Origin of the sequence: Corynebacterium kroppenstedtii, assembly GCF_016894245.1 — a bacterium.
Lineage (GTDB): Bacteria > Actinomycetota > Actinomycetes > Mycobacteriales > Mycobacteriaceae > Corynebacterium.
Map to the genome: position 1 here is coordinate 1725710 of NZ_CP069792.1, position 23351 is coordinate 1749060.

General features: G+C 54.7%; 16 protein-coding genes, 2 tRNA genes and 2 pseudogenes. 9 read left to right on the forward strand and 11 right to left on the reverse strand.

The annotated features are described in order from the left end of the window. Positions 1–31: 31 nt before the first annotated feature. The 3 genes from I6J23_RS07480 to I6J23_RS07490 all read left to right on the forward strand — a co-directional run bounded on the left by I6J23_RS07480 (position 32) and on the right by I6J23_RS07490 (position 3614). Positions 32–1945, forward strand: coding sequence for a DUF294 nucleotidyltransferase-like domain-containing protein (locus I6J23_RS07480; protein WP_204581523.1), 1914 nt, complete (start codon positions 32–34; stop codon positions 1943–1945). Further along, entirely contained in the window at positions 1942–2712 is a 771-nt protein-coding gene (locus I6J23_RS07485) for an exonuclease domain-containing protein (protein ID WP_204581524.1), read from the forward strand. The genes I6J23_RS07480 and I6J23_RS07485 overlap by 4 nt, the downstream gene beginning before the upstream one ends. A 104-nt stretch (positions 2713–2816) precedes the next feature. Next, positions 2817–3614, forward strand: a complete 798-nt coding sequence (locus tag I6J23_RS07490; RefSeq protein WP_204581525.1) for a fumarylacetoacetate hydrolase family protein — start codon at positions 2817–2819, stop codon at positions 3612–3614. A gap of 84 nt (positions 3615–3698) precedes the next feature. Here the strand turns inward: I6J23_RS07490 and I6J23_RS07495 are convergent, their stop codons facing one another. After that, positions 3699–4847 (reverse strand): isochorismate synthase, encoded by a 1149-nt coding sequence (locus tag I6J23_RS07495; protein WP_239454866.1) that lies wholly within the window; start codon positions 4845–4847, stop codon positions 3699–3701. Between the two features lie 159 nt (positions 4848–5006). Between I6J23_RS07495 and gltX the strand changes: the two genes are divergently transcribed. From gltX to I6J23_RS07510, 3 genes are all read left to right on the forward strand, one after another. Then, complete coding sequence (gene gltX / locus I6J23_RS07500) at positions 5007–6497, forward strand: glutamate--tRNA ligase (protein ID WP_204581527.1); 1491 nt, start codon at positions 5007–5009, stop codon at positions 6495–6497. A 167-nt stretch (positions 6498–6664) separates the two neighbouring features. Further along, positions 6665–6736 (forward strand) — tRNA-Gln (locus I6J23_RS07505). 23 nt (positions 6737–6759) lie between these two features. Continuing rightward, positions 6760–6832: transfer RNA gene (locus I6J23_RS07510), tRNA-Glu, on the forward strand. A gap of 75 nt (positions 6833–6907) precedes the next feature. Here the strand turns inward: I6J23_RS07510 and I6J23_RS07515 are convergent. The 4 genes from I6J23_RS07515 to I6J23_RS07530 all read right to left on the reverse strand — a co-directional run bounded on the left by I6J23_RS07515 (position 6908) and on the right by I6J23_RS07530 (position 9729). Continuing rightward, positions 6908–7996, reverse strand: a complete 1089-nt coding sequence (locus tag I6J23_RS07515) for a site-specific integrase (protein ID WP_204581528.1) — start codon at positions 7994–7996, stop codon at positions 6908–6910. Between the two features lie 89 nt (positions 7997–8085). Beyond that, entirely contained in the window at positions 8086–8865 is a 780-nt protein-coding gene (locus I6J23_RS07520) for a hypothetical protein (RefSeq protein ID WP_204581529.1), read from the reverse strand. A gap of 49 nt (positions 8866–8914) precedes the next feature. Beyond that, positions 8915–9367: a hypothetical protein gene (locus I6J23_RS07525; protein WP_204581530.1), complete on the reverse strand. Its 453-nt coding sequence runs from the start codon at positions 9365–9367 to the stop codon at positions 8915–8917. Continuing rightward, positions 9364–9729 carry an ImmA/IrrE family metallo-endopeptidase gene (locus I6J23_RS07530; protein ID WP_204581531.1) on the reverse strand — a complete coding sequence of 122 codons (366 nt, stop codon included), beginning with the start codon at positions 9727–9729 and terminating at the stop codon, positions 9364–9366. Before I6J23_RS07530 ends, I6J23_RS07525 begins: the two co-directional genes overlap by 4 nt. A 116-nt stretch (positions 9730–9845) precedes the next feature. Here I6J23_RS07530 and I6J23_RS07535 point away from each other — a divergent pair, with 116 nt between their 5' ends. Continuing rightward, positions 9846–10058 carry a hypothetical protein gene (locus tag I6J23_RS07535; protein WP_204581532.1) on the forward strand — a complete coding sequence of 71 codons (213 nt, stop codon included), beginning with the start codon at positions 9846–9848 and terminating at the stop codon, positions 10056–10058. Positions 10059–10650: 592 nt separating this feature from the next. Here the strand turns inward: I6J23_RS07535 and I6J23_RS07540 are convergent. From I6J23_RS07540 to I6J23_RS07560, 5 genes and pseudogenes are all read right to left on the reverse strand, one after another. Beyond that, a pseudogene (locus tag I6J23_RS07540) lies at positions 10651–10966 on the reverse strand (YbjQ family protein). Positions 10967–11050: 84 nt separating this feature from the next. Continuing rightward, entirely contained in the window at positions 11051–13921 is a 2871-nt protein-coding gene (locus I6J23_RS07545) for a DEAD/DEAH box helicase (RefSeq protein ID WP_318744354.1), read from the reverse strand. Positions 13922–14137: 216 nt separating this feature from the next. Then, positions 14138–14509, reverse strand: a pseudogene (locus tag I6J23_RS10850) ((deoxy)nucleoside triphosphate pyrophosphohydrolase); the annotation flags it as partial. A gap of 879 nt (positions 14510–15388) precedes the next feature. Further along, positions 15389–16663 carry an aminopeptidase P family protein gene (locus I6J23_RS07555; protein WP_239454868.1) on the reverse strand — a complete coding sequence of 425 codons (1275 nt, stop codon included), beginning with the start codon at positions 16661–16663 and terminating at the stop codon, positions 15389–15391. A gap of 6 nt (positions 16664–16669) precedes the next feature. Further along, positions 16670–18100, reverse strand: a complete 1431-nt coding sequence (locus tag I6J23_RS07560) for an MFS transporter (protein WP_204581533.1) — start codon at positions 18098–18100, stop codon at positions 16670–16672. Positions 18101–18318: 218 nt separating this feature from the next. On the opposite strand from I6J23_RS07560, the gene solA reads away from it, so the two are divergent. Both solA and I6J23_RS07570 read left to right on the forward strand, forming a co-directional pair. Then, positions 18319–19581: an N-methyl-L-tryptophan oxidase gene (gene solA, locus I6J23_RS07565; protein ID WP_204581534.1), complete on the forward strand. Its 1263-nt coding sequence runs from the start codon at positions 18319–18321 to the stop codon at positions 19579–19581. Positions 19582–20129: 548 nt separating this feature from the next. Beyond that, positions 20130–22070 carry a sigma factor-like helix-turn-helix DNA-binding protein gene (locus I6J23_RS07570; RefSeq protein WP_204581535.1) on the forward strand — a complete coding sequence of 647 codons (1941 nt, stop codon included), beginning with the start codon at positions 20130–20132 and terminating at the stop codon, positions 22068–22070. 12 nt (positions 22071–22082) lie between these two features. Here I6J23_RS07570 and I6J23_RS07575 read toward each other — a convergent pair whose 3' ends face one another. Beyond that, positions 22083–23339 carry a YkvI family membrane protein gene (locus I6J23_RS07575; protein WP_204581536.1) on the reverse strand — a complete coding sequence of 419 codons (1257 nt, stop codon included), beginning with the start codon at positions 23337–23339 and terminating at the stop codon, positions 22083–22085. Between the last annotated feature and the right edge of the window lie 12 nt (positions 23340–23351).

The following is a 23351-nucleotide window of genomic DNA, read 5'->3' on the forward strand; positions in this document are numbered from 1 at the left end:
AACACCGCGCAAATTCGATACGGTAGGGGACATGACGGTTGAAGTCTCAGAGATCACCGATTTCTTAGCGCACACCCCGCCCTTTGACAGCATTACCGACGATCATCGCGCCCGGGTCGCACGGAATGCAACGATGCTCTACGTCAAAGCAGGCGAACAAGCCGATGCCACTTCTGATACGTCACACGGTCACGTCCGTGGCACGTCACCTGACGACGCCATGACCGGAGTTCGCATCGTCAGATCTGGAGCAATCGACTGCATAGGTGAACGGGATCAACTGGTTGACCGCTTCGGTCCTGGCGAAATATATCCGCGCCGGGTATCGGATAAACCGACCCAGCACTATTCCTACTCGGCCCACGAAGATAGCTTGCTGATCGAAATTCCCGTCGAGGTTATCGAAAGCCTCCAGAGCTATCCCGAAGTCACCACGTTCTTTGGGACAGTGACGACGAGGCGCCGCAGCTCAGCCAACGAACTCCGGGAGGCGTCTGGCACAGGGGGAGTCGCCGATATTGACGCCCTCCGCGGAACCGTCGGCGAGGTTGCAGTGAAACCGGTCATTGTTTCGCCCGACAGCACGATCCGCGACACCGCGACCAAAATGAGCGAGCGGAATTTATCCAGTGCCATTGTTGTGAAGGCAGCCGATGAGGGTCAGCGTCCGAGGAGGATCGTCGGCATTGTGACAGATGCAACGCTGCGGTCCGAAGTGCTAGCGAAAGGAGCAGATCCGTTCGGCCCCGTGGAGCGCATCATGTCGCCCAAGCCAATGGTGACTTACGCAAGCATGCCGTTGTTCGAGGGCATGCTGCAGTTAACGGAAGCTCGTGTGAACCACCTTCCTGTTATCGACGATGACGATGTTGTCGGAGTCTTGACGACGGGCGCCGTCATGCGACAGCTCCAAGGCGATCCCATTTTTGCCGCTGCACAATTCCGTGAAGCACGAACAGACCAGCTTTCTGAGTGCTTTAACGCGGTGATCGATGTAGCGGTGCGGTTCATCGATCGCGGAGCCACCCCACACGAGGCCACGAGGCTTTTGACCTTGGGTACCGACGAAATGATGAAGCGTGTCATCGAGCTCGTGCAGGAGGAAATCGGGCCCGCTCCGGTACCTTTCTGCCTTGTTGTGATGGGGTCGCTAGGCCGCTCCGAAATGGTGCTCTCTAGCGACCAGGATCACGCCATCATTTTGTCCGATGAGTACAACCCCGATAAGCACGGTTTCTACTTCAAACAGTTGGGTGAAAAGTTCAGTAGCTTGGTGCATCAAGCCGGATTGCCCGTGTGCCCGGGTGACATGATGGCCTCCAATAGCAGGTGGCGTCTGACCGCGAGTGCCTGGGAAAAAGAATTTAGTAGATGGACTGATGATCTCGGTCCGAAGGCATTAATGAAGGCACAAACGTTCTTCGACATGCGTCCCGTAGTCGGAGATAGTGAACTGTGCGACGACGTCCGCTCCGCAGCTCTCATGACTGCGCGCCGGGACCGACGCTTCCTTAACGCGCTGGTGAAGATCGCGCGTCATCGCGAACCACCGCTGGGTTTCTTCCGTGGATTCGTCCTGGATCGCTCCGGCAACTACGCCAACACTCTTGATATCAAGAGGGGCGGGCTGACGGCTGTCGTTCAGCTCGCGCGGTTGTATGCGATTCAAGCGTGGGTTGATGAGGTCGGCACGCGTGATCGGTTGCGGGCTGCGGCGCGGGCTGGGGTCATTAGCCACCGTCGGGTCGAGGACCTCGTCGATGCGTTCGATATTTTCCAGCTCATTTTGTTGGCTAACCAGGCTTCACAGTGGCGGGATGGGAAGGAAACGAACGCCCGTATCGATCCCGATTCCTTGGCCCACTTGGAGCGGGAATCGCTCCGCGATGCGTTCCGGTTGGTTCGTTCTGAGCTCAAGTCGGCTGAATCGAGCACGGGCCTATGAGGTTTTTTCGACGACGACCACGGGTGTCGTGGGAAGACTATGCAGACCGCTCCCGCGAGGTGTGCGAACAGTTACGCGAGAAGGACGACCCGCGCAACCGCTCTCGCCGTGCTCTAGCGGAAGCGCTTCATCATTTCTACACGACGCCTGCGCCTGCCTTAGACACGCCGCTCACAGAACTACCTCTGCTGGCTGTGGATGTAGAAACCACTGGTTTGAATGCCGACCGTGACCGTCTGCTGTCGGTCGGGATGGTGGCCATCAACGGTCGTGCTATTCCTTTATCATCGGCGGACCATTGGCTCGTGCGCTATCACGAGGGAGACGCCTCAGTGGGACAGTCGGCGACTATCCATGGGATCACGGATTCGCAGCTGGAGAACGGCCGATCGTTATTGGAGATCCTGACCGATGTGGTCACTGCGGCCGCCGGGCGTGCTTTATTGGCGCATTTAGCGCTCATTGAGCATGACTTTATTTCCACAGCCTGTGAGCGTGCGGTCGGTGTGCCGTGGAGCCCCCTTCGTGTCGTCGACACTATGGATTTGGAGCGACGGTCGGCGGTGTCATTTGGACGTCGACCCGGCCGTGGTGAAGTCCGGTTGATGAATGCTCGCTATTCGCGTGGGTTGCCGAGCTATCACAATCACAATGCGTTGGTGGATGCTCTGGCATGTGCGGAGCTGTACTTGGCACAAACGGCGGCCGATCACTTCGGTTCGGAGCTGAGGAGTGTCATTCGGAAGAAGGGGACGACGCGGTGGTGACGCGGCAGTGCGTCCCCAGTGCACCTGCACTGTGCCGGCAGCAGCCTCGCTGTTTTTAGGATGTTTTCCTTATCAGCTGTGAGGGGTTATGTAGGCTGGTTCGCATGCGAATAGCTCGAATCGCCACTGTTGAAGGTATGACATTTTGTTCCGTCGAGGGTGAGGGCGACGACATCGTCTGCCGCCAGATTGATGGCCACCCGTTTGGGGAACCAACATTAACAGGGAAGGAATGGCCCCTTGCGGACGTCCGGCTTTTGGCCCCGATTTTGGCGCCGAAAGTCGTTGCGGTAGGCCGGAACTACGCCGACCACGTGGCTGAAGTCTTTAAAAAGGGTGCGGAGCATCTCCCGCCCACGATTTTCTTGAAGCCTCCGACAGCGATTACGGGGCCGGGATCGCCGATTAGGATCCCGGACTTCGCGACGAATGTTGAATTCGAGGGTGAACTAGCCATCGTCATCGGCCGGCCGGTCAAGAATGTCGCCGCGGAAAATTGGCGTGACGCTGTGCTCGGCTACACCATCGTGAACGACGTTTCATCCCGTGACCTGCAGTTCTCAGATGGTCAGTGGGCGCGCGCCAAAGGACTCGATACGTTCTGCCCGATGGGCCCCTGGATCGAGACCAACCTCGATGCCCTGGACTTGGAGGGCCTGCCTATCCGTGCTCATCTGACTCACGACGGGACCACCACGGTGAAGCAGGATTCCAATTCGAATCAAATGATTAAGTCGGTTCCGGAGATTATTGAGTGGGTCTCCCAGGCGTTCACTCTTCTCCCCGGCGACGTTATTTCTACTGGTTCACCTGCGGGGACAGCGCAGATGGTCCCCGGTGACGAGATTGAGATTGAGATACCTGGATTGGGTTCGCTCAAGAATCCGGTTGCTAAGGCCTAGGTAGCCTGAAAGCCCTTGCCCGGCCGCGCTCCCACTTTTCCGCGGCCACACTATTTCTCGGCCCCACTTTCCCCGGTCGCAGGCTTAGTTGCGGGAGATTTCCGAAGCCCCCATCGCGAGAAGCATTGTTCTCATCTTCCCGCGAGTTTCCTCAACTTCCTCAGTGGAGTTGGATTGTTCGACGATCCCACCACCGGCCCAGGCTCGGGCGTGTTGGAGATCTTTGTCCAGTTCAGCGCACCGGATGCTGACCATGAACTCTCCGTCGCCGTTGGCATGACACCATCCGACAGCTCCACCGTAGAACCGTCGGTCTCCTTCGGCGGTGCGGATAATTTCCATGGCGGCGTCGGTGGGAACGCCACCAAGGGCCGGGGTGGGGTAGAGGGCCTCCGCAAGGTGCAGGGCGCTCGGCCCATCGTCGTTGATAGTCGCCCGGATTGGCGTCGCTAAGTGCCACATCTCGGCCGTTTGCATGAGCTCTGGTGAACTCGGGATGTCAACCGTGTGGCAAAGCTGGCCGAGAACCCGTCGATAATGATCGACAACATAGTGGTGCTCGTCCAGATTCTTTGTGCTGTGTAGTAATTGCTGGCCTCGCTGTTCGTCTTCCTGGGGATCGCTACTCCGCGGGAGCGAGCCGGCCAGCGGATACGCCGACACAACAGGACCTTGGCGTCGGATCAGCATTTCGGGAGAAGACCCAACAAGCCAGTGGCCTGCGTATCCGGCCCCTGCGGGGGAGAGGTCCGCAAGAAAACCGTCCAGATTCGGAGCGTGGTCTATGAGGCGGGTGGCTAGCAGTCGGGGGTCGATGGGGTCGTCGAAAAAGAGATCAACATTACGGGCGATAACTACCTTATCGACGCTGGTCCGCGCGATCGTTCGCGTGACGGCGTCGATAATCTCCGCGTGCTCGTCGAGGGTGGGGTTTTCGGCGATGATGTGTGCGTGGGCGCCTTTGCCCCTGTAGTAGGCGGGGGGTTCCAGGGGGCCCGTGTATCGCCACACGGAGCGGGGGCTAATGAGCGCCGCCGGGTGTGACGGATCAAAGGGCAGCGCGCCGACGATGTACGAGGCTTTTCCGTTGTCTAATGCGCTTTGAGCATCGCTGATACTGGTGAAAGTGGCATCTGCGCCCTGGGTGCGTAATGACCCATCAACGCGTGAAAGAAGGAAGTCAGGGGCATTTCGGGGACGAGGTGCGGAGCTGTTGTCGGATGCTGAAGCCACGCTGAAACAGTACGTTCGTTCGCCCGAGGTGGCAAGCTTTTCCGGCGGATTCATCGTCGATAATAAAGGTTGGTGATGATCGCATGGTGGTACTGCATTGTACGTGTGCGATAAGGGTGGGGGTGGTGAAAGATATCGTGTCCACTACGCTTGGTTGTCATGAGTGACGTTGTTGTCCGTTTTAGTCCATCGCCGACGGGTACTCCCCACGTGGGAATGGTGCGTACCGCTTTGTTTAACTGGGCGTATGCGCGTCATACCGGCGGAAAGATGATCTTTCGTATTGAAGATACTGATGCTAAACGCGATTCTGAGGAATCCTATGCCGCGATTATCGATTCACTTCAATGGCTGGGAATTGACTGGGATGAAGGAATTGGCGAGGTTGGCGGGCCGAATGGCCCCTACCGACAGTCTCAGCGGTTAGATATTTATGCCGATGTTTTAAATAAACTCATTGAGGCTGGCTTTGTTTATCCCGCTTATTCGACGGCGGATGAAGTGAGAGCGCGCCACAAGGCTGCGGGCCGTGATCCGCAATTGGGTTATGACAATTACGACCGCAATTTAACTGATGAACAAATTGCGGAATATGAAAAAGAGGGCCGCAAACCGGTATGGCGTTTCCGCATTCCGGAGCAGGTGTGGGAATGGGATGACCTGGTCCGTGGCCATGTGACCTTCCAGCCTGAAACTCAGCCAGACTATGTTGTTGCCCGGTCTGACGGTTCTCCTTTATATCCGCTGGTCAACCCGGTTGACGACGCCATGATGGGTGTTACTCACGTGCTGCGCGGTGAGGACATTTTGGCGTCGACACCTCGCCAGTTGGCTTTGTACGAGGCCCTGAAGAAGTTGGGGATTGCGAAGCAGACTCCGCAGTTTGCGCACTTGCCGTTCGTCATGGGGCAGGGCAATAAGAAGCTGTCGAAGCGGGACCCGGAGTCGAATCTCTTTAATCACCGGGATGCGGGCATCATTCCGGAAGGAATGGTGAACTACCTGTCTCTCTTGGGATGGTCTTTGTCCGCCGATCAGGATATTTTCGGCCGAGATGAATTAGTCAAGAATTTCGACGTTGCCGATGTGTTGGGCAATCCCGCGCGGTTTGATGAGAAAAAACTGATCGCTATCAACGCCGAGCATATTCGTATGCTCGACAAAAATGATTTTGCTCAGCGTTTGCGGGCGTACTTGGAAGAGTACAAGGGGTTCCCCGCGGACTATCCCAACGACAAGTTCGCTATTGCTGCTGAGCTTGTCCAAACGCGCATTAAGACCTTGGGAGATGCGTGGGATCTCCTGAAGTTCCTCGTGGTGTCGGATGAGGACTTCGAGATCGACGAGAAGTCCGGCAGGAAGAACCTCAAAGAGGACGCTGTACAGGCTCTTGATGTGGCGGTGGAGGAGCTGGATGCTATCGATGAATCTTCCTTTACGACGGACCGCATCGAAGCTGCCCTGCATGGCGCGTTGATCGACCGGCTTGGCCTAAAGCCACGGAAGGCGTTTGGTGCGATTCGAGTAGCGACGTCGGGCGCTGCGGTATCGCCACCCTTGTTCGAGTCCCTGGAGCTGTTGGGGAAGCAGACGACGATGAAGCGCCTGAAGGATGCGCGGGCCGTCACTCCGTGGTCAGCCCAACAGTAATTGCTGCTGCAGTGATTGCCGTAGCGGATGGCATTCGTTGGCATTTTGCGGGGGCTGTGCTGCGTTGGGAATAGTGCTGACCTGAGGATTTGCTCCACTTGTGGCCCTATGGTTATATTATTCCCCGTTGCACAGCGCAGCCGGGCCTGGCGGTGCTTTGTGCTCATTGGCCTATGGTGTAATTGGCAACACAGCGGTTTCTGGTACCGCCATTCTAGGTTCGAGTCCTGGTAGGCCAGCAAGAAGCTTTTTAGTTTCTTATGCCCTGTTCGTCTAGCGGCCTAGGACACCGCCCTCTCACGGCGGCGGCACGGGTTCAAATCCCGTACAGGGTACAGCACCCCCTCACCTGTTATCGCAGTTCAGGGGGTATTTTTTATTTGTCAAATCGGGATTTTCAGCCCATTTGACTACATTTTGACTACATTTGAAAACAGCCCGGCCATTGCTTGTCCCGCTGAGTCGAGGTCTCCCTCGAACAAATCTGCGTACGTATCTAACGTCAAAACAGCTGATGCGTGACCTAGTTGCCGCTGTACGACTTTCACGTTCGCGCCCGCTGAGACTAGTAGCCCGGCGGCTACGTGGCGCAAACCGTGAGGCGTAATCCGTGGGAACGACGGGTCTTCGGCTTGAGCTTTCTTCGCAGCGGCAGCGAACCAGCCCTCAGAAAAATCTGGACGCTTTAACGGCCCTCCATCCGTATGAGGGAAGAGCCACGCGCTAGGAAGCCGTCCAGTGGCCTGTTCGTGGATCACGCGCATAACCGGCAGACTAACGGACACCGTGCGGCGCTCATGCGTCTTAGGCAACGTCTCTTGTGGTTTACCCTTGATGTAGATCACCGACCGGTTTATGCGTAGCCGGGAGTGCACTTCGTCCACGTCCTCAACCTTGAGGCCGACCAACTCACCCCACCTGAGGCCCACGGTGCCGAGCACCCACACCACTACAGCCTTATCCCCCGCATGATGAGCCAACCGCTCCAACTGGGTAGGGGTTAGATACACCTTGACGGGCTTACCCTTAGGCGGCAGCTTCACACCGCGCGCCGGGTTCGATTTCAGATAGTTATCGTCCACGGCCACGTCGAGGATCTGGGCTAGCAGGTTGTGGGCGTGTCTGATACTGGAGCCGGAGAGTGTGGATGCTGATACCCACGCTTGAATTTCGCTCTTGCGCAGGGTGCTGATCTTCCGCTTGCCCCACACGGGCAGCACCGTGCTGCGTAGGCGTGAGGCCTCACGGTCAAGAGTGGAGGGTTTCAAGTGTTGTCGGCCCCTCCACCATGTTTTAGAGAGTGTTTCGACGGTGATGTTTGCCCCGGCGGGGTCGCGCCATTGGCCGGTGGTGAGGTCTACGGTGTTTTCTGCGGCCCAGTTTTCGGCTTGCCATTTTGTTGCGAATCCGCGTTTGCCGCGTAGTTTTCCGTCGGGTGAGCGGTATTGTATGCGCCATTTGGGGCCGTTGGTGGTGTTGTATTGTTTTATGCTGGCCATTGTGGGGTTTTCCTTGGTGTGGGGTAGGGGTAAGGCCCCGCCCTTTTTGTCGGCGTGTGTGACGGGGCGGGGCCTAAAAAATGCGGGTGTTAGTCCTGGAACTGAATATCCTTCAGCGCGATAACCTTAGAGCCTGTGATGTCGGACACTCCGACCTGTTTCGCGGTCTTCTGCACCGACTCTGGCAACTCACTCTTAGGGGTCGTTTTAATCGTGTTCACCATAGAGGTTGCCAACTGGTTGCCGATTTTCTTGCCGTCTTTGTCTGACGGGTCGAGGTTAGTAACGAACTGAATGATCCCGGCTTTCCCGTCTTTGACGGCGATAATGTGAGGTGCCCATGCGGCCGAGTAGTTGTCTGCCCATGAGGTCATGCCGGCGGTTTTGAGGTACCACTGTGCGAAGTCTTTGCCCATGTCGCCGTTGTTCATGGTGTTGTCCTTTGTTTTCGTCGGGGAGGGCTGTTTGTGCGGTGTGGCGGGTTCTGTTTTCTGTGCGGTTGTCGTCTCAGCCTGTGCTGTCGTTGTGGTGGCGGTTGTGGGGGCCGGTGCAGTAGCCGCTTCTGTCTCAGCGTCCTTCGTCCCCGCTGAACCAACCAACGCTAGAGATGCAAGGAGCGCAACACCGGCGGTAGGTGCAACGATCTTCCACTTTCGGGGCGTGCGCTGTCCCGTTTCTTTATCTTTGCTGCGGGCGTTGGCGAGGTAGCTCAGTAGTCCCGCGATGATCGCGAAAAAGAGAAACATGCCGATTTTGCCCCGTGCCCCGCTCATGGAGAACAGGCTGACGATAGCGAGGATGACGGCCAACCACCAAACGGCGGTAAGGGTGTAGTCGAGGGCGGTCATGTTAGTTTTGGTGGTCTTCATTGTTGTTCCTTGATCCGCGGGGCGTTTTTATGCACAGCCCCAAAAGGGTTTAGTTGTTTTCAACGTTGACTCCAGCTTCTCGAGCCTTTGATGGTGTGAAATCGTCGCCATACTGTTGCTCTGCAACTTTTGCCCATGACTCAACAATCATCTGGTTGTAAGTCGGGCTATCCGTGTCACAGGTAGGGGTGAAGGCGCCGTCAATTATCATTCTGGCGTTTCGGACAAGCACTGCCCTGTCCCCGGGATCGCTGTACAGATCATTTGGCGCTGAGATGAGACTGTCGCCTACTTCGTTGGGGTTTTCTTCTAGCTTCTTGCAGTAGAATTCCTGGAAAGCTTGGTTGCGTTGGGAATCAGATTCCCACTCGTCTGAGCCAGTATTAGCCAACAAGAAGAGCCCGCCAAAGACGGCAATGGCGATGATGATTCCCCAGATGAGTTTTTGGTGTCTGATGGCCCATGTTTGGAGGTCTTGCTGGCGGATGGGGGAGCTGTTCATGGCGTTATCCTTTGGGGAGTGTGGTGTGCTGCCCAGACTTTGATGAGGTGCACGGTGACGCCTAATTCGTGGGCAATAGCCCCTGGGTGGGGGCCGTAGAGTAGCTCTGTGCTTTTGTATTCGCTGGGGTCGATCAAAACGTTAGCTGCGAAAATGTCAGCTTCCCGTTCTTGCCGGCCCCTAAGCCAGGTTTCGGCCCTACTGTCGTGGTTGTTGAGGGCGTGCCCTAGCTTATGGGCGAGTGTGCAGTAGCGCAGTGTGGGGTGGAGGTCTTTCCTGAGGCTTATTGTTCGGGTGTCGCTGTACCAGCGGCCGTTCTCGCCACTGGTGTGGGAGGACACGCACAGAGGAGGAGCGACCACGCCTGTACCATAAACCCGAGGCATTTCCTGATGATCGAACAAAACGATGCCCCGCCAAAAAATGTCTCTATTCCCCGATACTGTATATGGCACCCTACAGCTAAACGGAGACAGCCATGAGCATCACAATCAACCGGAGAACCACTGAGGAACTCCACAAGCGGCGCAAAGCGATATACAACAGCTTTAAAGATGCCGGCATCATGCGGGAAGGTGCCCCGCTGACACAACAAGATCTCCGAGAGCTCGTCGTCATGGGAATACTATCCGACCACGAACGACGCCTTTACGACGAACTCGTAAGGATCGAGAGTCTACTCAACTCATGAACATCGACGAGCTTGAGGAGGCCTCCGAAGTTTTCCTCAACCCGAAAGTCTTTTAAAAACTTACTTAGCCCTCGAGCGTGAACTGCTCCCCACTAGTCGGTGTCTGGTTTCTCAGTCCAACTAACGGGGGCAGTTCAGTCGGTCCAGGGGGTTAGCAGGCGATTGATGATTGTGCGTATTCAACTCGATCTTTTTCAGGTGTCGGAATTGTCCGGGGAATAAGCGTACGTTGTCTGCCGGGATGATAAATCCGCCAATGCCGAAGGCTGGGTGGCCTTTGAGGCGTTGGTTCTGGCGAGATTAGTAGGCCCGCTGTGGCCGAACTCGTCGAAGTAACCGATATGCGTGGGATCCTTGGATACACGAAAGCTCGTGCGGTGTACGCACGAGCCTCGGAACTGGAGCGCCTAAGGGCGTCCGAGAGCGAAGTTAGTGCGGCTGGTGGGGTCTGTCAAAAGTTTTCTGTATGTCGAAATGATCGGGGCTGCAGGGGTGTTCCATGATTCCGCGAAAACTCCACTGTGCGTTCTTGCAGGCCTACACCTAGTTCCGTGGCGCGCCGTGCGCTATCCAGGTTGTTCAGCTGGGCCGTCTACTGAAATGTCACGGCGGTGCCGGAAGCAGTGACCATGATCATGTTCTGACCCACGGACTCATAGTCGATGTCTACGCCGAGAACCCCCCTCTGCGCCGAGCTCGTGCGCGCGGTCGACCATCTCTGCGAGCGCATCCTCGCGTGCCTTGCGGATCTCACGCTCGTAGCTGTTAGAGCGCCCGCCGTCGAGATTGCGCAACCCTGCGCTGATGTCCTTGAACGCGTTAATGCCTGCGACGGTCTCGCCTGCCACGACGCGCAGGTACTGGCCGACCTGCTTCCCTTCGATGGTGTTTGTGGTGGTTACGATCATATCTTCGGCTCCTTTTCTCCGGCGTTTAGTGACTTTTAGGGCCGCGACGGCACCAGGCGCTACCCACCCCACGATGCACCGATGCTACCGGAGTTCAGTGGATTGCGTTGGTGTGGCCCCTTGAGGAGAAGTGGCGGAGGTGGGGGTCGTGAGATGATTGTATATGGCTGTGGTCACAGGCTTCTCGAGGTCCAATCTCATGGAGACGACACTCTTCGGACCTGACTTCGTGGGCATTGTGGTCTCTACCGCGTCGTGGGCCTTCGCGGTCCCAAGGTAGTAGAAGTCTTGCCCCTCTGCGTCATCCTTCTTCACAAAAATATGCAGTGTGTACAGTCCAGCGGCAATGTTTGCCTCCTGACTGCCCTTTTTTAGCGTGCGCGAGGCCTTGGTGAACCAGTGGAGAGTCGCTGGATCATCAAAAGCGTCTTCATATTTCGTGGTCTCTGTGATGTCTTCATTCTTGTGGTAGGTCACAAATATCGGGCACGTCCGTCTCGCGTCGTCCACCTTGTAACCGTATATGGTGGCGGATTTATTGGTGTCCCAGTTCATCAGGCGGCACACGTCTTTGCGGCTGTAGCACTTTTCCCGCAGCAGTCGCCCGGCGCAGTGGTATTCAGCTCGGTTAAGGTAAAGGCCGGTTTTGATCACATCATCAACGTGGGCACGAAAGGCTTCTGATTCCTCATATTCACGCTTAAGGTTCTCATCAGCGACGAAGCGCTGCTCCTCTTCATTGAAGCTGGCGAATGGCTGGTTACCATATTTGGTTCGCTCGTTCTGGGTGAACCACTCAAGGTTGAGGATGCGCTTCAGTGAATTGACGGTTAACTCGTCAGCAACAAGATCCTGCAAGTCCCCTGCCCATGCATCCAACTCTTCTCGGAGCTCGGAAACCGTCATACTCTCATGAGCTAAGAGATGGCGGAGCACCAACAATTCGTGCGGGCGCTCACCATTCAGGAACTCATTGTCCAACAGCGTCACGTATTTGTTTTGGATGGGGGTCAAGGGTAACTCGTGCGGGAAGACTTGGCCGAGAAACTCGGCGTAGTTGTTCACACCATTGGGCGAGGTAGCAATAATCACCGGGTGGACAAGATCGTCGGTGGTGGCGAAGTCGATTCTCATGGGCTGGCGGTCCAGCCGATCCTCCAGCTCTTTGTACATCTTCTTGAGATCCCACATGTTGGCCAAGTTAGCCTTGAAGAGAGAACGGAAGATCCTTTCCTGGCTGATTTGGTCGAAACTCACTGAGCTGAGCCCGGCTATCGTGCCGTGTTTGAGTGCCTCAATCATTCGCCGGCGCACCGAATCTTTGCTGAGGGACTTGTCACCGAATAGCGCGATCGGGATCAGATAGTCGTTCTGGTAGTTCCCGATGAAGTCAATAACCCGTAAATGGCTCTTACCCGGTGCTGTTCGCAGCCCACGGCCCAGCTGTTGTGTGAAAATGATGGAGGACTTCGTTGGCCTTAGCATCACCACCTGGTTCACACTCGGGATATCGATACCTTCATTAAAAATATCTATTGTGAGAATGTAATCCAGCTGTCCAGCCTCCAATTGTTCCACCGCATCCTCCCGAGTGGTCGGGTCATCCTCGCCGGTCAGCACGAGCGTATGGAGCGGACGTCCATTAACAGAGGCTTTATTAAATAGTTTAGAGAGCTGCTGAGCTTCCGCGATGCTACTGCAGAACATGAGCCCTTTTACGCCCCGCTTATAGCCATATATTTCCAGCATGCGAATGATGTGCGTGACGCGTTCATCGGCGACTAGCTGTGCGAGCTTGGAGGGATCGAAATCTTTTTTCCCCTCTGCATCTATGAAATCGTGAACGCCATAATAATTAAATGGCGCAAGCATTTTGTTTTCAAGTGCCTGTTGTAGACGGATCTCATAGGGAACGTTGTAATCAAAAAGCTTGTAAATATCGCGCCCGTCCATGCGTTCTGGGGTTGCGGTGAGACCCAACATGAATGCGGGTTTCAGGTATTCAAGCACAGTTTCGTATTGCCCCTTCGCAGGACCCGCGCGGTGTACTTCATCAACGATGACAAGGTCGAAATCTTCCGGGTCGATGCTTTGTAGGGTGCTGCGACGGGATAGGGATTGGACTGTGGCAAAAACGTATTTCCGATCCAGCTGTTTAGTCGAACCGGCAAGCTTCCCAAATAGTCTAGCGGGTTTTTCAAGGACGCGCTGGAATTCCTGCATTGCCTTGTCCAAGATTTGCTCTCGGTGGACGATGAATAACATGCGGTTGGGGTTTGCCTGACGTGCGGCGAGAGCAGCGAGGATTGTTTTGCCGGTGCCTGTGGCGGAGATGACTAACGCTCGGTGCTCTCCATGGTCTTGCACTTCCTTGATCTTTTCTAGTGCCTCCTGCTGCATGGCATTCGGGGCGATGGGGCCGGCGGGCGTAGGAGTGGGATCTTCCAGTAGATCATTGATGGTGATCTTTGGGTGGCGGTTTTGTTCGTAGCGTTCAATCCATTCGTGTGTGAGTGGTTCCGATTTTCGGAATAAGCTATCGATCTCACTGCTGAGTTGGTCAACGATATCTCCACCAGGGAGGGCAGAAAACCGCAGGTTCCATTCCTTATTGTCGATCAACGCACCGGCAGTGAGGTTGGAGCTGCCGATAATGGCAGTGGTGCCTGCTTCTTGTTCAAAGATATAGCCTTTGCTGTGGAAGGCATCGGCTTCGTTCTTGAGCACGCGGATCGAGATGTTGGGCAGCCCAAGCAGCTCTTCGAACATCCCGGGTTCATTGAAGTCCAGATACGTGGAGGTATAGATCGTTCCTTCGCCCTTGTAGTCGAGCAAGTCTTGCTTGAGATGTGCGAGAGCGCTGGTGGCGATGAAGGCGACGAAGAACTGGAAGCTGTGGCTGCGGCGGAGCTCATGCCGGATGGCCGCGAGCATGGTGTTATCGTCACTGTTCATGATGAGGGCAGGGTGGAACACCTTGTCTGAAGCTAGGGTTTGATCGAGAAAACCGAAAGCAATGTCCCGGCCGATCGGGGTGCGAGAAAAGGTTATTCCGCTGGTATCACCGCCGGTTGTGCCAGGGGCGTGGTCTTCCAGAGATCGTCCGTTAGAAGGCTGAGAAACGTTGTATTTGTAGGCCTGTGATTCAAGCGTTTTGGCTGAAATTTTGTTTACCACCGGAACGTCGGCAGGTGCCCACTCTAGTTCTTTGAGCTCGGCCGGTGTGCACCAGCGGATTTGGGCGTGTTCGGTAAGTTCGGGGTCGCCGCCGTTGGTGATTGTCGCGTAATACGTTGTGAGGACCACGGTGCCAAAGTCATAGGAGTGTTTCGTGGTTTCTATAAAATCATCAATGATGGCATCGATGCGGAGTTCTTCCTTGAGTTCACGTTGGAGGGCTTGTTCAGGGGTTTCGCCTGCTTCGATCTTGCCGCCAGGGAACTCCCACATGCCGGCCAAGGCTCTGCCTTCTCCCCGCTGTGCGGCTAAAATTTTTCCTCCGCGCAGTAAAACCGCGCCAACTACGTTAATGTACCTGCTCATGAATATGTATAATAGCAAAGATTGAAATAAATAAATAGAGGAAGCTTGGAAAAGTAAGAAGGGATGAAAGCGTGAAGATAGAGTGATATAAAAACTAGCGATTACATGCCTAAGCGCTGTGTTTATTAAAAAGTGGACCGGGGTAGTTAATAAAGGATTTCATAAATTCTGGCCCAGTCTCGTGGAGGAAACGTGATGAAGTCATGTTATGAAACGCTGAATACTCGTCTTTATATTCTTTTCCTCCTCAGGGGATGATTTCCTTGCCCGATGTAATAATCTTTGTCAGGAGGAGCTTAAAAATCGTTTCACAGTGATCGACTTGATCGGCTTGCTCACGAGAGAAACGCCCTGTGCTCGTCAGCCGGAGAATATCGACGCACCGTTGGTGTCGTAATTTTGCCTTATCAAGCTGGTCGTGGCGGCACGCGAATTTAGCGAGAACATTACGTTTCAATCTCGTTCACGACAATTCCTTTGTCTGCGCCGGATTATGTGGGGTTCCATAGGCATTGTATGATCGCCACGAGGAATGTGTTTTCTGGATCTTGCAATGGCCGTGCGTGATTCGAGCAGAATTTCGAAATGAACAGTTCGTCATTAGTCTCGGCGGCTTCAGTATTTTCGGAATTATTCCCGAATACGAAACCGCTGACCGTGCTTCACGGGAGCGTTCTCGGGCACTTGATATTTTACCGTATATATCCCACTGATTGACTAGGCTAGACATTACAGAAATCGAACCAGGTGAGACTAAAAAGGGAAAGCGATAGCGACCCCTGCACCGATATTCAAACTGCAAAGTGACAGTGAACTGCGTCAAGAACGGGCACAGCTGCTAGCCCATCCACATCCACCACAATCACCCAGCTAGAACAATCACCTAGCAGCAATCACGTTCTTTTCCGGGCCGGCCGGGAATCCGGTGATATCTCGGGCTCCGTCGTCGGTAATCACGAGAATGTCGTGCTCACGGTATCCGCCGGCACCCGGCTCACCATCAGGAACGGTAATCATGGGTTCCATGGACACCACCATGTTCGGTTCGAGGACAGTATCGATATCCTCACGGAGCTCCAGCCCGGCTTCCCGCCCGTAGTAGTGCGAGAGCACGCCGAACGAATGCCCGTAGCCGAAGGTGCGCAGCCCCAGCATCCCGTGCTTGGCGTAAATAAGGTTCAACTCCTTGGCAATATCCCCACACACCGCACCTGGTCGGATGAGCTCAAGGCCCCGGTAGTACACCTCCATGTTGACGTCCCAATAGCGCCGGGTAGCGTCGTCAATGTCCCCGTAAAACATCGTCCGTTCCAAGGCTGTGTAGTAGCCACTGATCATCGGGAAACAGTTCAAACTCAAAATGTCGCTCGGCTGAACCGTTCGGGTCGTCGGCCAGTTATGAGCACCGTCGGTATTAATTCCGGATTGGAACCACACCCATGTATCGCGGATCTCGCTGCCGGGATACCGGTGGGCGATCTCCTTCACCATGGCCTCGGTGCCGATGAGCGCAAGCTTGTATTCCGTCTTAGGCCCGGCCTCGAGAGCCTCGCGGATAGCGAAACCGCCAATATCTGCCACGTTGGCACCGTCGGTAATGACGGCGATTTCTTCCTCGGACTTGATCATGCGCAATCTCATTGTCGACGGAGCAATGTCGACGAATTCAACTTCAGGCCCAATGGTCGTCGTAATGGCGCTATAAAGATGAACGGAAAGGCCGTCGCATTCCAAACCAACCCGTTGTGGTGTTACTCGCTCGCGAATGGCGGTGTTGATCGCGTGGGGATAGTTGTTGCGGCCCCAGTCGGTGTAAATCAGGTTATCGCCGGTGGAACGTCGCCAAGGCATACCTGCATCGATACCGGCGCTGATGGTGCAGCAGTCGTCGGCGGTCACCACGACGGCGTAGAAACGTCCGAAATGGGTGTAGAGGAAATCGGAATAGTACTTGATGTTGTGCTGGGAGGTCAGCACCACGGCATCAAGATCTTGCTCGGCCATGACGCCGCGCAGAGCATCGAGGCGACGCTGCATCTCCTCCTCACTGAAGGTCAAAGGCTGTTTCTCACCGTTGTAAAAAGTGCGCAGACGCTCATTCAGAAAATTCGTGGAATCAATGGTGGGGACGACCCCGGTGGGTAGAGATGGCATGGAAACCTATCCTCTCTTTAATTCGTGGTTACTGGTTTCGCGTGCGGCGAGTACCGCAAAAAACGTGACAACGGCGGCCGCCATGAGGTAAAAGCCAGGTGCAAGATCTGATCCCGTCCAGCCGATTAACAGCGTGGCAACCATCGCTGCGCTTCCACCGAAAACCGCATTAGCGGCGTTGAAGGTCAGGGCAAAACCACTCAGCCGAACCTTGGTGCTGAATTGCTCGGAAAGGAACGACGGCAAAACACCGTCGTTAAGAGCGAGGGCCATTCCCATGCACAACTGGATCACAATGACGAGGAACAATCCCGCGCCGTTGAGGAGCATGAATGCCGGAATAATTGTGATAACAAAGGCAAGGGAAGCGGTGAGCATGATTCTCTTACGGCCTACTCGGTCGGATAACCAGCCGGTGAAAAGGACGCTGAAGATATAGGCAAACAGGGTGACGGACGTGGCGATAAAGGAATCCGTGTGGTTCTGCCCCAATTCCTCGCTGAGATATGTCGGTAAGTACGACAGGATGACATAAAACCCGATGGCATTCAGCAAGGATGCGGCAAGAGCGATCCCGAGGGCCTTGGGTTCCTTCCACACCATGGCCAGGGGAGATTTCTGGGGTTCACCAGTGCCGACGGCAACTTCTTTCGATTCTTGCGCGCGCTGGAATTCATTGGTTTCATCCATGTGACGGCGAATCCATAGCCCGATGAGCCCGAGAGGAGCGGCGAGGAGGAAGGGGATCCGCCACCCCCACGAGTGCAGATTCGCGTCGGAAAGAACTCCATTAAGCAGAGCAGCGAGTAAGGAACCGAGGAGCAATCCCGAAGCGGTAGACGCTGGCACGATCGCGGCATAGAGCCCGCGGCGACCGGATGGTGCAATTTCGGTGAGCATTGTTCCTGCACCGGCGTATTCTCCAGCGGCAGAGAATCCCTGAACGAGGCGAAGCGCTAGCAGGAGAAGTGGGGCGAGGATACCGATGTGGTCGTAACCCGGAAGGAAAGCGATGCACATGGTCGCGCCGGACATCAGCAGAATTGACCATGACAGTGTTGTTGTGCGCCCAAGGCGATCGCCGATGTGCCCCCAGAAGACTGCCCCGATGGGGCGGATGAGGAAGCTGATGGCGAAGAGACCGAAAGTAAGAACTAGCCCGACATTGGAGTCCGATTCAGGAAAGAAAACCGAGGCTATGATGGCGGCGAGGTAGCCGTACATGGCGTAATCGAACCACTCGATGAAGTTACCGATGAAGCTAGAGGTGACAGAGCGGCGAATGTTTGTACGGTAATTTTCCTCCGCACCTGCTCGATCGACGATTGTGCTATCTCCTTCTGGTGCGGTTTCTCCTACGGGGCTGAGTCCATGGTGGCTCGGGGTTGTTGTTGCGACGGAATCTGAGGAATCCGGTGTTATTGGTGGAGCCTTCATGTGATTTCCGCTCCTTTCTTGTGCCGCGGGAGGACGCGGTATGTGGTGCACTGGCGTGGAAGCGAACCAACCGGTAATTGAAATCTAAGTAGCCTTAGTTACTGGTTTATTTCAGGTTAGTGATCTTTGAGTCTCTGTTATGTCTTTTTGTTAAAACTATTCACAAAAAGTAAGAATTTGATTCCCTTGGACACCGCTCATGTCTGAGAATAAAAAGCATGACGAACAATCACGATCTTGACGCAGATAAAAGTTTTGATGCAGATGTAATTGTTGTGGGTTTGGGGTCCATGGGGTCTGCGGCCGCAGATCGGCTGAGCGAACGAGGTCAGAAGGTTTTAGGCTTCGAGCAATTTCATCGCGGTCACGATAATGGATCCCACCATGGTGGATCGAGGATCATTCGGATGAGCTATTTTGAACATCCGGATTACGTGCCACTTTTGCGGCGGGCTTTTGAGCTGTGGGATGAGCTCGAACATGATAGCCACCAGCGCGGGTGGGAACAGCTTGTCCATTACGCAGGAGGCTTGTACGCGGGGCCTCCCGGTTGCACCACGGTGGAGGGATCGCGGATCTCTGCGGTAGAGCATGGGCTCGACCACGAATTACTTTCTGCCGACGACATTCGTGCCCGCTTTCCTCATTTTTCGGTGCAGGACGATGAGGTGGCGGTGTTTGAAAAGCGTGCCGGTTTTGTTCGCCCGGAGTTAACAGTTGCCTTACAGCTGGCCCGAGCGGAAGAACGCGGCGCGGTACTACGTCATCGCCACAAGGTGTTGAACATTGAGCCACGCGACGGTGGGGTGGCTGTGACGGTCGCTGGAGCCGTCGGCAAGGAAGGAAAGCCCGGCACACAAACGTACGGAGATCCGGAAGTCTTTACTGCCCGCTCAGTGGTGATCTGCCCAGGTGCCTGGGCGCCCGGTCTGTTTGAAGAGACGGGCATTCCGCAGCGCGCGGAGCGCCAGGTCATGCACTGGTTTAGCCCAGGGGAGGAGTTCCCAAAGTATGAACGGGGCCCGGTGTATATCCACGAGCGCGCCGATGAGCTCCAGATTTACGGTTTCCCGGCCGCGGATGGGGAAGAAGCAGGGGCGAAGGTGGCGTTTTTCCGTAATGGCCGGACGGTTGACCCGGACCAGTTGGATCGGGAGGTCACTGATGCTGAGATCGATAACATGCGGGAGCGTCTGCTGACTTTTGTGCCGGCTCTGGGCCGTGGGAAGCATCGGAATAGTCGGGCCTGCATGTACACCACCACGCCTGATGAACATTTTGTGATTGGCCGGCACCCCCGTTGGAATGATCATAACATAATTATTGCGTGTGGGTTTTCAGGGCACGGGTTTAAATTTGTTCCCGTCATCGGCGAGATGCTTGCAGATCTTGCTATCGACGGTCGTACGGATCATCCCATTGAGCTCTTCGACCCATTGCGCTTCACGGAGGTTCGGGCCGCGGTTTCAGAAGAAGTGTGACGAGGAGGTCCGATATATCTCTTCTTGTATATCTCTTCTTGCCGACGTTTCTTTAGCGCCGTTGACCTTAGTGCACTGAATCTTGGTGTGTGGTTTTTGCGCGGTGATGGTCTTTCGCAATGTGGTGTACTAGTTGGGCGGACAAGGGTTTTCTGCGGATGCGCATAGGAACGTGATTGAGAGTTCGTAGAGTATAGATAGGTTTGATGTCGGGGGCGTGGAAAGTGCTTCGCTATAGCGTGGTGGTTGCGGTAGCCATTGGAGCTCGGAGTTGGAAAGGAGAAACTTTTTAGCGGAGCTCATGCGGTGTCGTTTAAGGAATGGGCGTAGGCAGTTAAGGATTACCCGGCTGAGGGCGTAGATGACATAGCGATACCTCTTCACAGAGGGGTTTCTTGTACAGCGCCCGCTCTTGTGCGGCTTAAGTGACGTCGGGGGATTAGGCTGTAAGGAAACCGGTCTTTTCGACGGTACTGTGCAGGTAGTGGGCATGCATCGACCGGTAGTGAGTGTGCACTGACATTCATCCACGCGCGAGAAAGGTCACTATGGACGATAACGATAACCTTTCCGACGAAACTCACGTTGACCAGCTTGGTCATGCTTCTAGTTGTCTGGGCGATGCTTTTTATGGCGAGGATGATTCGAGTGATGCCCTGCTGTCACTGGTTTCCCCCGACAGTGAAACGTTCGGCAGCCAGGAACAGGATGAACAGCCGCCTGATGAATCACACACTGCGCTCGAGATCCTGTCCTATTTATCTGCTATGGAAGGCTCCATTCGAGCTGTAGTTGATCGCTACGGTAATGCACCTGCGTACATCAATGAAGCGGTTGATAACGCCGTATCTCGTTCCACCACGACCTCTCATTCTTGGGCCATTGGCATCCCACCTGCGGAACGTGCCGCTCGGCTGCTGGAAACCATATTCGTGCAGTTTTCCGCGCGAGAACAGGAGATACTGTATCGACGCTACGGGGATGGCCATGGAGAAACGCTAGAGAGCATTGGCGACGCGGTTGGCGTAACCCGGGAGCGTATTCGTCAGATTTTGGTGGCACTTGATTCTACGATCAGTGCATCTATATCGCGAGGTCCCGTTGCCAACCTTCTCGCTGCGATGCGATATCACGCGTATCCCGTCGGCACAATGAAAGCACTTTCCCAGATATACCCGGAACTTGAACGGATGTTATCCGGTTGGGAAGCACCCCTGTGGAAAATACTCGACGTTTTGGATGATAGTTTCACTGTCAAACAAGGATGGGTATGTTTTCCTAGCTTTGGCGACTGTCAAAAGAAGACGACAGAATTACTCGACGACATGACCGACAAATACGGTGTCGCTTCCTTTCAAGACATTCAGCGCATCAGCCATGTTCCGGAGGATGACCTAGTCAAATGGCTCGAGGGCTGTGGTGCCGCCGTTATTGGCGACCACGTGGTGGCTAATCCGACAACTGCTGCGAACCGAATTCAGGCTGCGCTCGATATTGCCGGTCATCCTCTTTCCCTTAATGATATTGCGCACATGTGGGAAATCACCCAAGCTCGGAATTTGGCAACTGCTATCCATTCTGAAAACTCTATAATTCGCGTTAGCAAGAGTAAGTACGCATTACGGGAGTGGGGACTCGAAGAATTTACTTCAATCCGTGACTTTATTGCGTCGCGCGTTGGTGATGAGACTGCGGATCTTGACGATCTTATCTCTGAAGGAACAACAAAGTTTGGGGTATCAGCATCGTCGATTCGGGCTTATGCGAGTTCTGGCGAATTCCGTTCGGATGATGGAATCGTGAGTCGACGGAACGACGATATAGAGCCCCATCGTCAGCCTGAGGATTGTCGAGGCTTGTATTGGCGCAATAACCGTTGGCAATACCTAGTAACAGTCAACCATGATCATATGCGGGGCAGCGGGACCGGAGTCCCCGCCGGTGTCGCTCTGCTACTCGGTTTACATTTGGACCAACCCCGGTTGATCCCTAGCGACGATGGCGATCAGTCTTTCACTTGGAATGCAACAGGAACAACGACAGGATCGATCCGGCGGCTCCTCCTTGCACAAGGAATTACAGAAGGAGAGCGTATTTGGATGGACTTTGGAAACGGTGATTACTTCCGCATTGAGCAGGCGGCACCACGGGCACCGTTTCTCCTCGAAGATGAAGCGTCGACCGAACTTGAAGAACTGGGTAATACGCCCAACCCGCTTTATGCCGGTGGGGTAGGACTGGGGCCGGAGAGTCGTTCTATCGCAATGGTCAACTTGGCCAACTACATGGGAATTTCCCACGACGAGATTGCGCAACGAATCGACGACATGGGTGGGGAGACTGGGAACACCATCGATAAAGCGTGTGAAAGCTTGATCGCAGAATACCTCGGGCTTGCCTCCGATGCGCCACGCCGCAGAATCGTTGCTCGATTACGCCACCGCCATGACAAAGATGCCATCGCGATGGTTGAAGAGCTATGGCTTTAAACCGCTGTAGTTTTAGCGATCCTCTTTATGCAATGTTGCATCGGGATCTAACTTCCGACGCTCCTCTTGAGCAACAGTAGCGAAGAGTTTTTCACTATTAGCGTCGGAACCTTCGAGCTCGTGGTTCAGTTCCATCGTGCTATCCACAGCAATATTGGGGTGGATGTACAGATGGGTGAGCTGTCGAATTCGGTTACGGCGCTCCTTTTCACCGCGAATTAGTCGGCTCCACCGGATACGCCAGGCAATGAATACGATTCCGACGAACGTCCCTAGGTATCCCAGGATGGGGAAAACTACCTGAATCAGTGGGCCGAAACCGAACAAACTGATTGCCCAGCATACAGTCAGAATGACGGCGAGGTTGATCTTCGGATGAGTGGGGAGGGCGACATCGATACGCCGTGAAAAAGCATAAAAATCACCTAACGCGGTATTAAAAATCATGATCAGAATGATGATCTGAAGAATAATACCGGCGGCTGGATTAATAGCGTGGGTGACGGAGGCCATCGGAATATCTTTTCCGCCTGCGTCTTTGACATTGATGAAGAGTGTGACCGTCTCCATCAACATCATGATCCCGATGATCGACCCACCGATCAGACCGCCAATACCGACGTCGCGGAGCTTAGTGTGTGTCCCGCCAATGACTAGTGACATCCCGATCGCACACATCAAGGTCATGCCGGCACAGTTGACGGCTGACCACCACCACGGTGACACGGGTGCGCTTTCTTTCTTTCCCATCTCGCTTGCTGCACTGAACGAAAAGTCGTCAGGAACATGAACTAGCGACCAAATGAAAAGGATTATGACCGCAACAATCATGAGTGGCGTCACAATACCGATGATGTTGGATACCTTTTCGGCATCAAGGAAACAGACGAAGTAAACGATGATCGCTAACCCAGCGGAACCCAGCCATGCGGGTAAGCCGAAGGTTTGCTTCACACTGGAGCCTGCTCCTGCCAGCATCATCATGCCCATGGTCACCATGGTTGCGGAGACGCAAAGATCTAAAATTCGTGATACTCGGGGGTGTGCAATGTTTTTAAAAACATGTCCGTGTTCGTCCGCGAGAAAGTAACTCCCGACCTGCAGAACGACCCACCCGAAAATAGCCATGAGTGTACCGGTAATCACCACCCCGACCAGGCCGATTGACCCGAAGGCGATGAAGTACTGCAGCATTTCTTTACCGGTGGCGAACCCGGCACCAACTAGGAGCCCAACAAATGCCATGGCGACAGCCATACTCTGTCTCATGAAAAGTCCTAT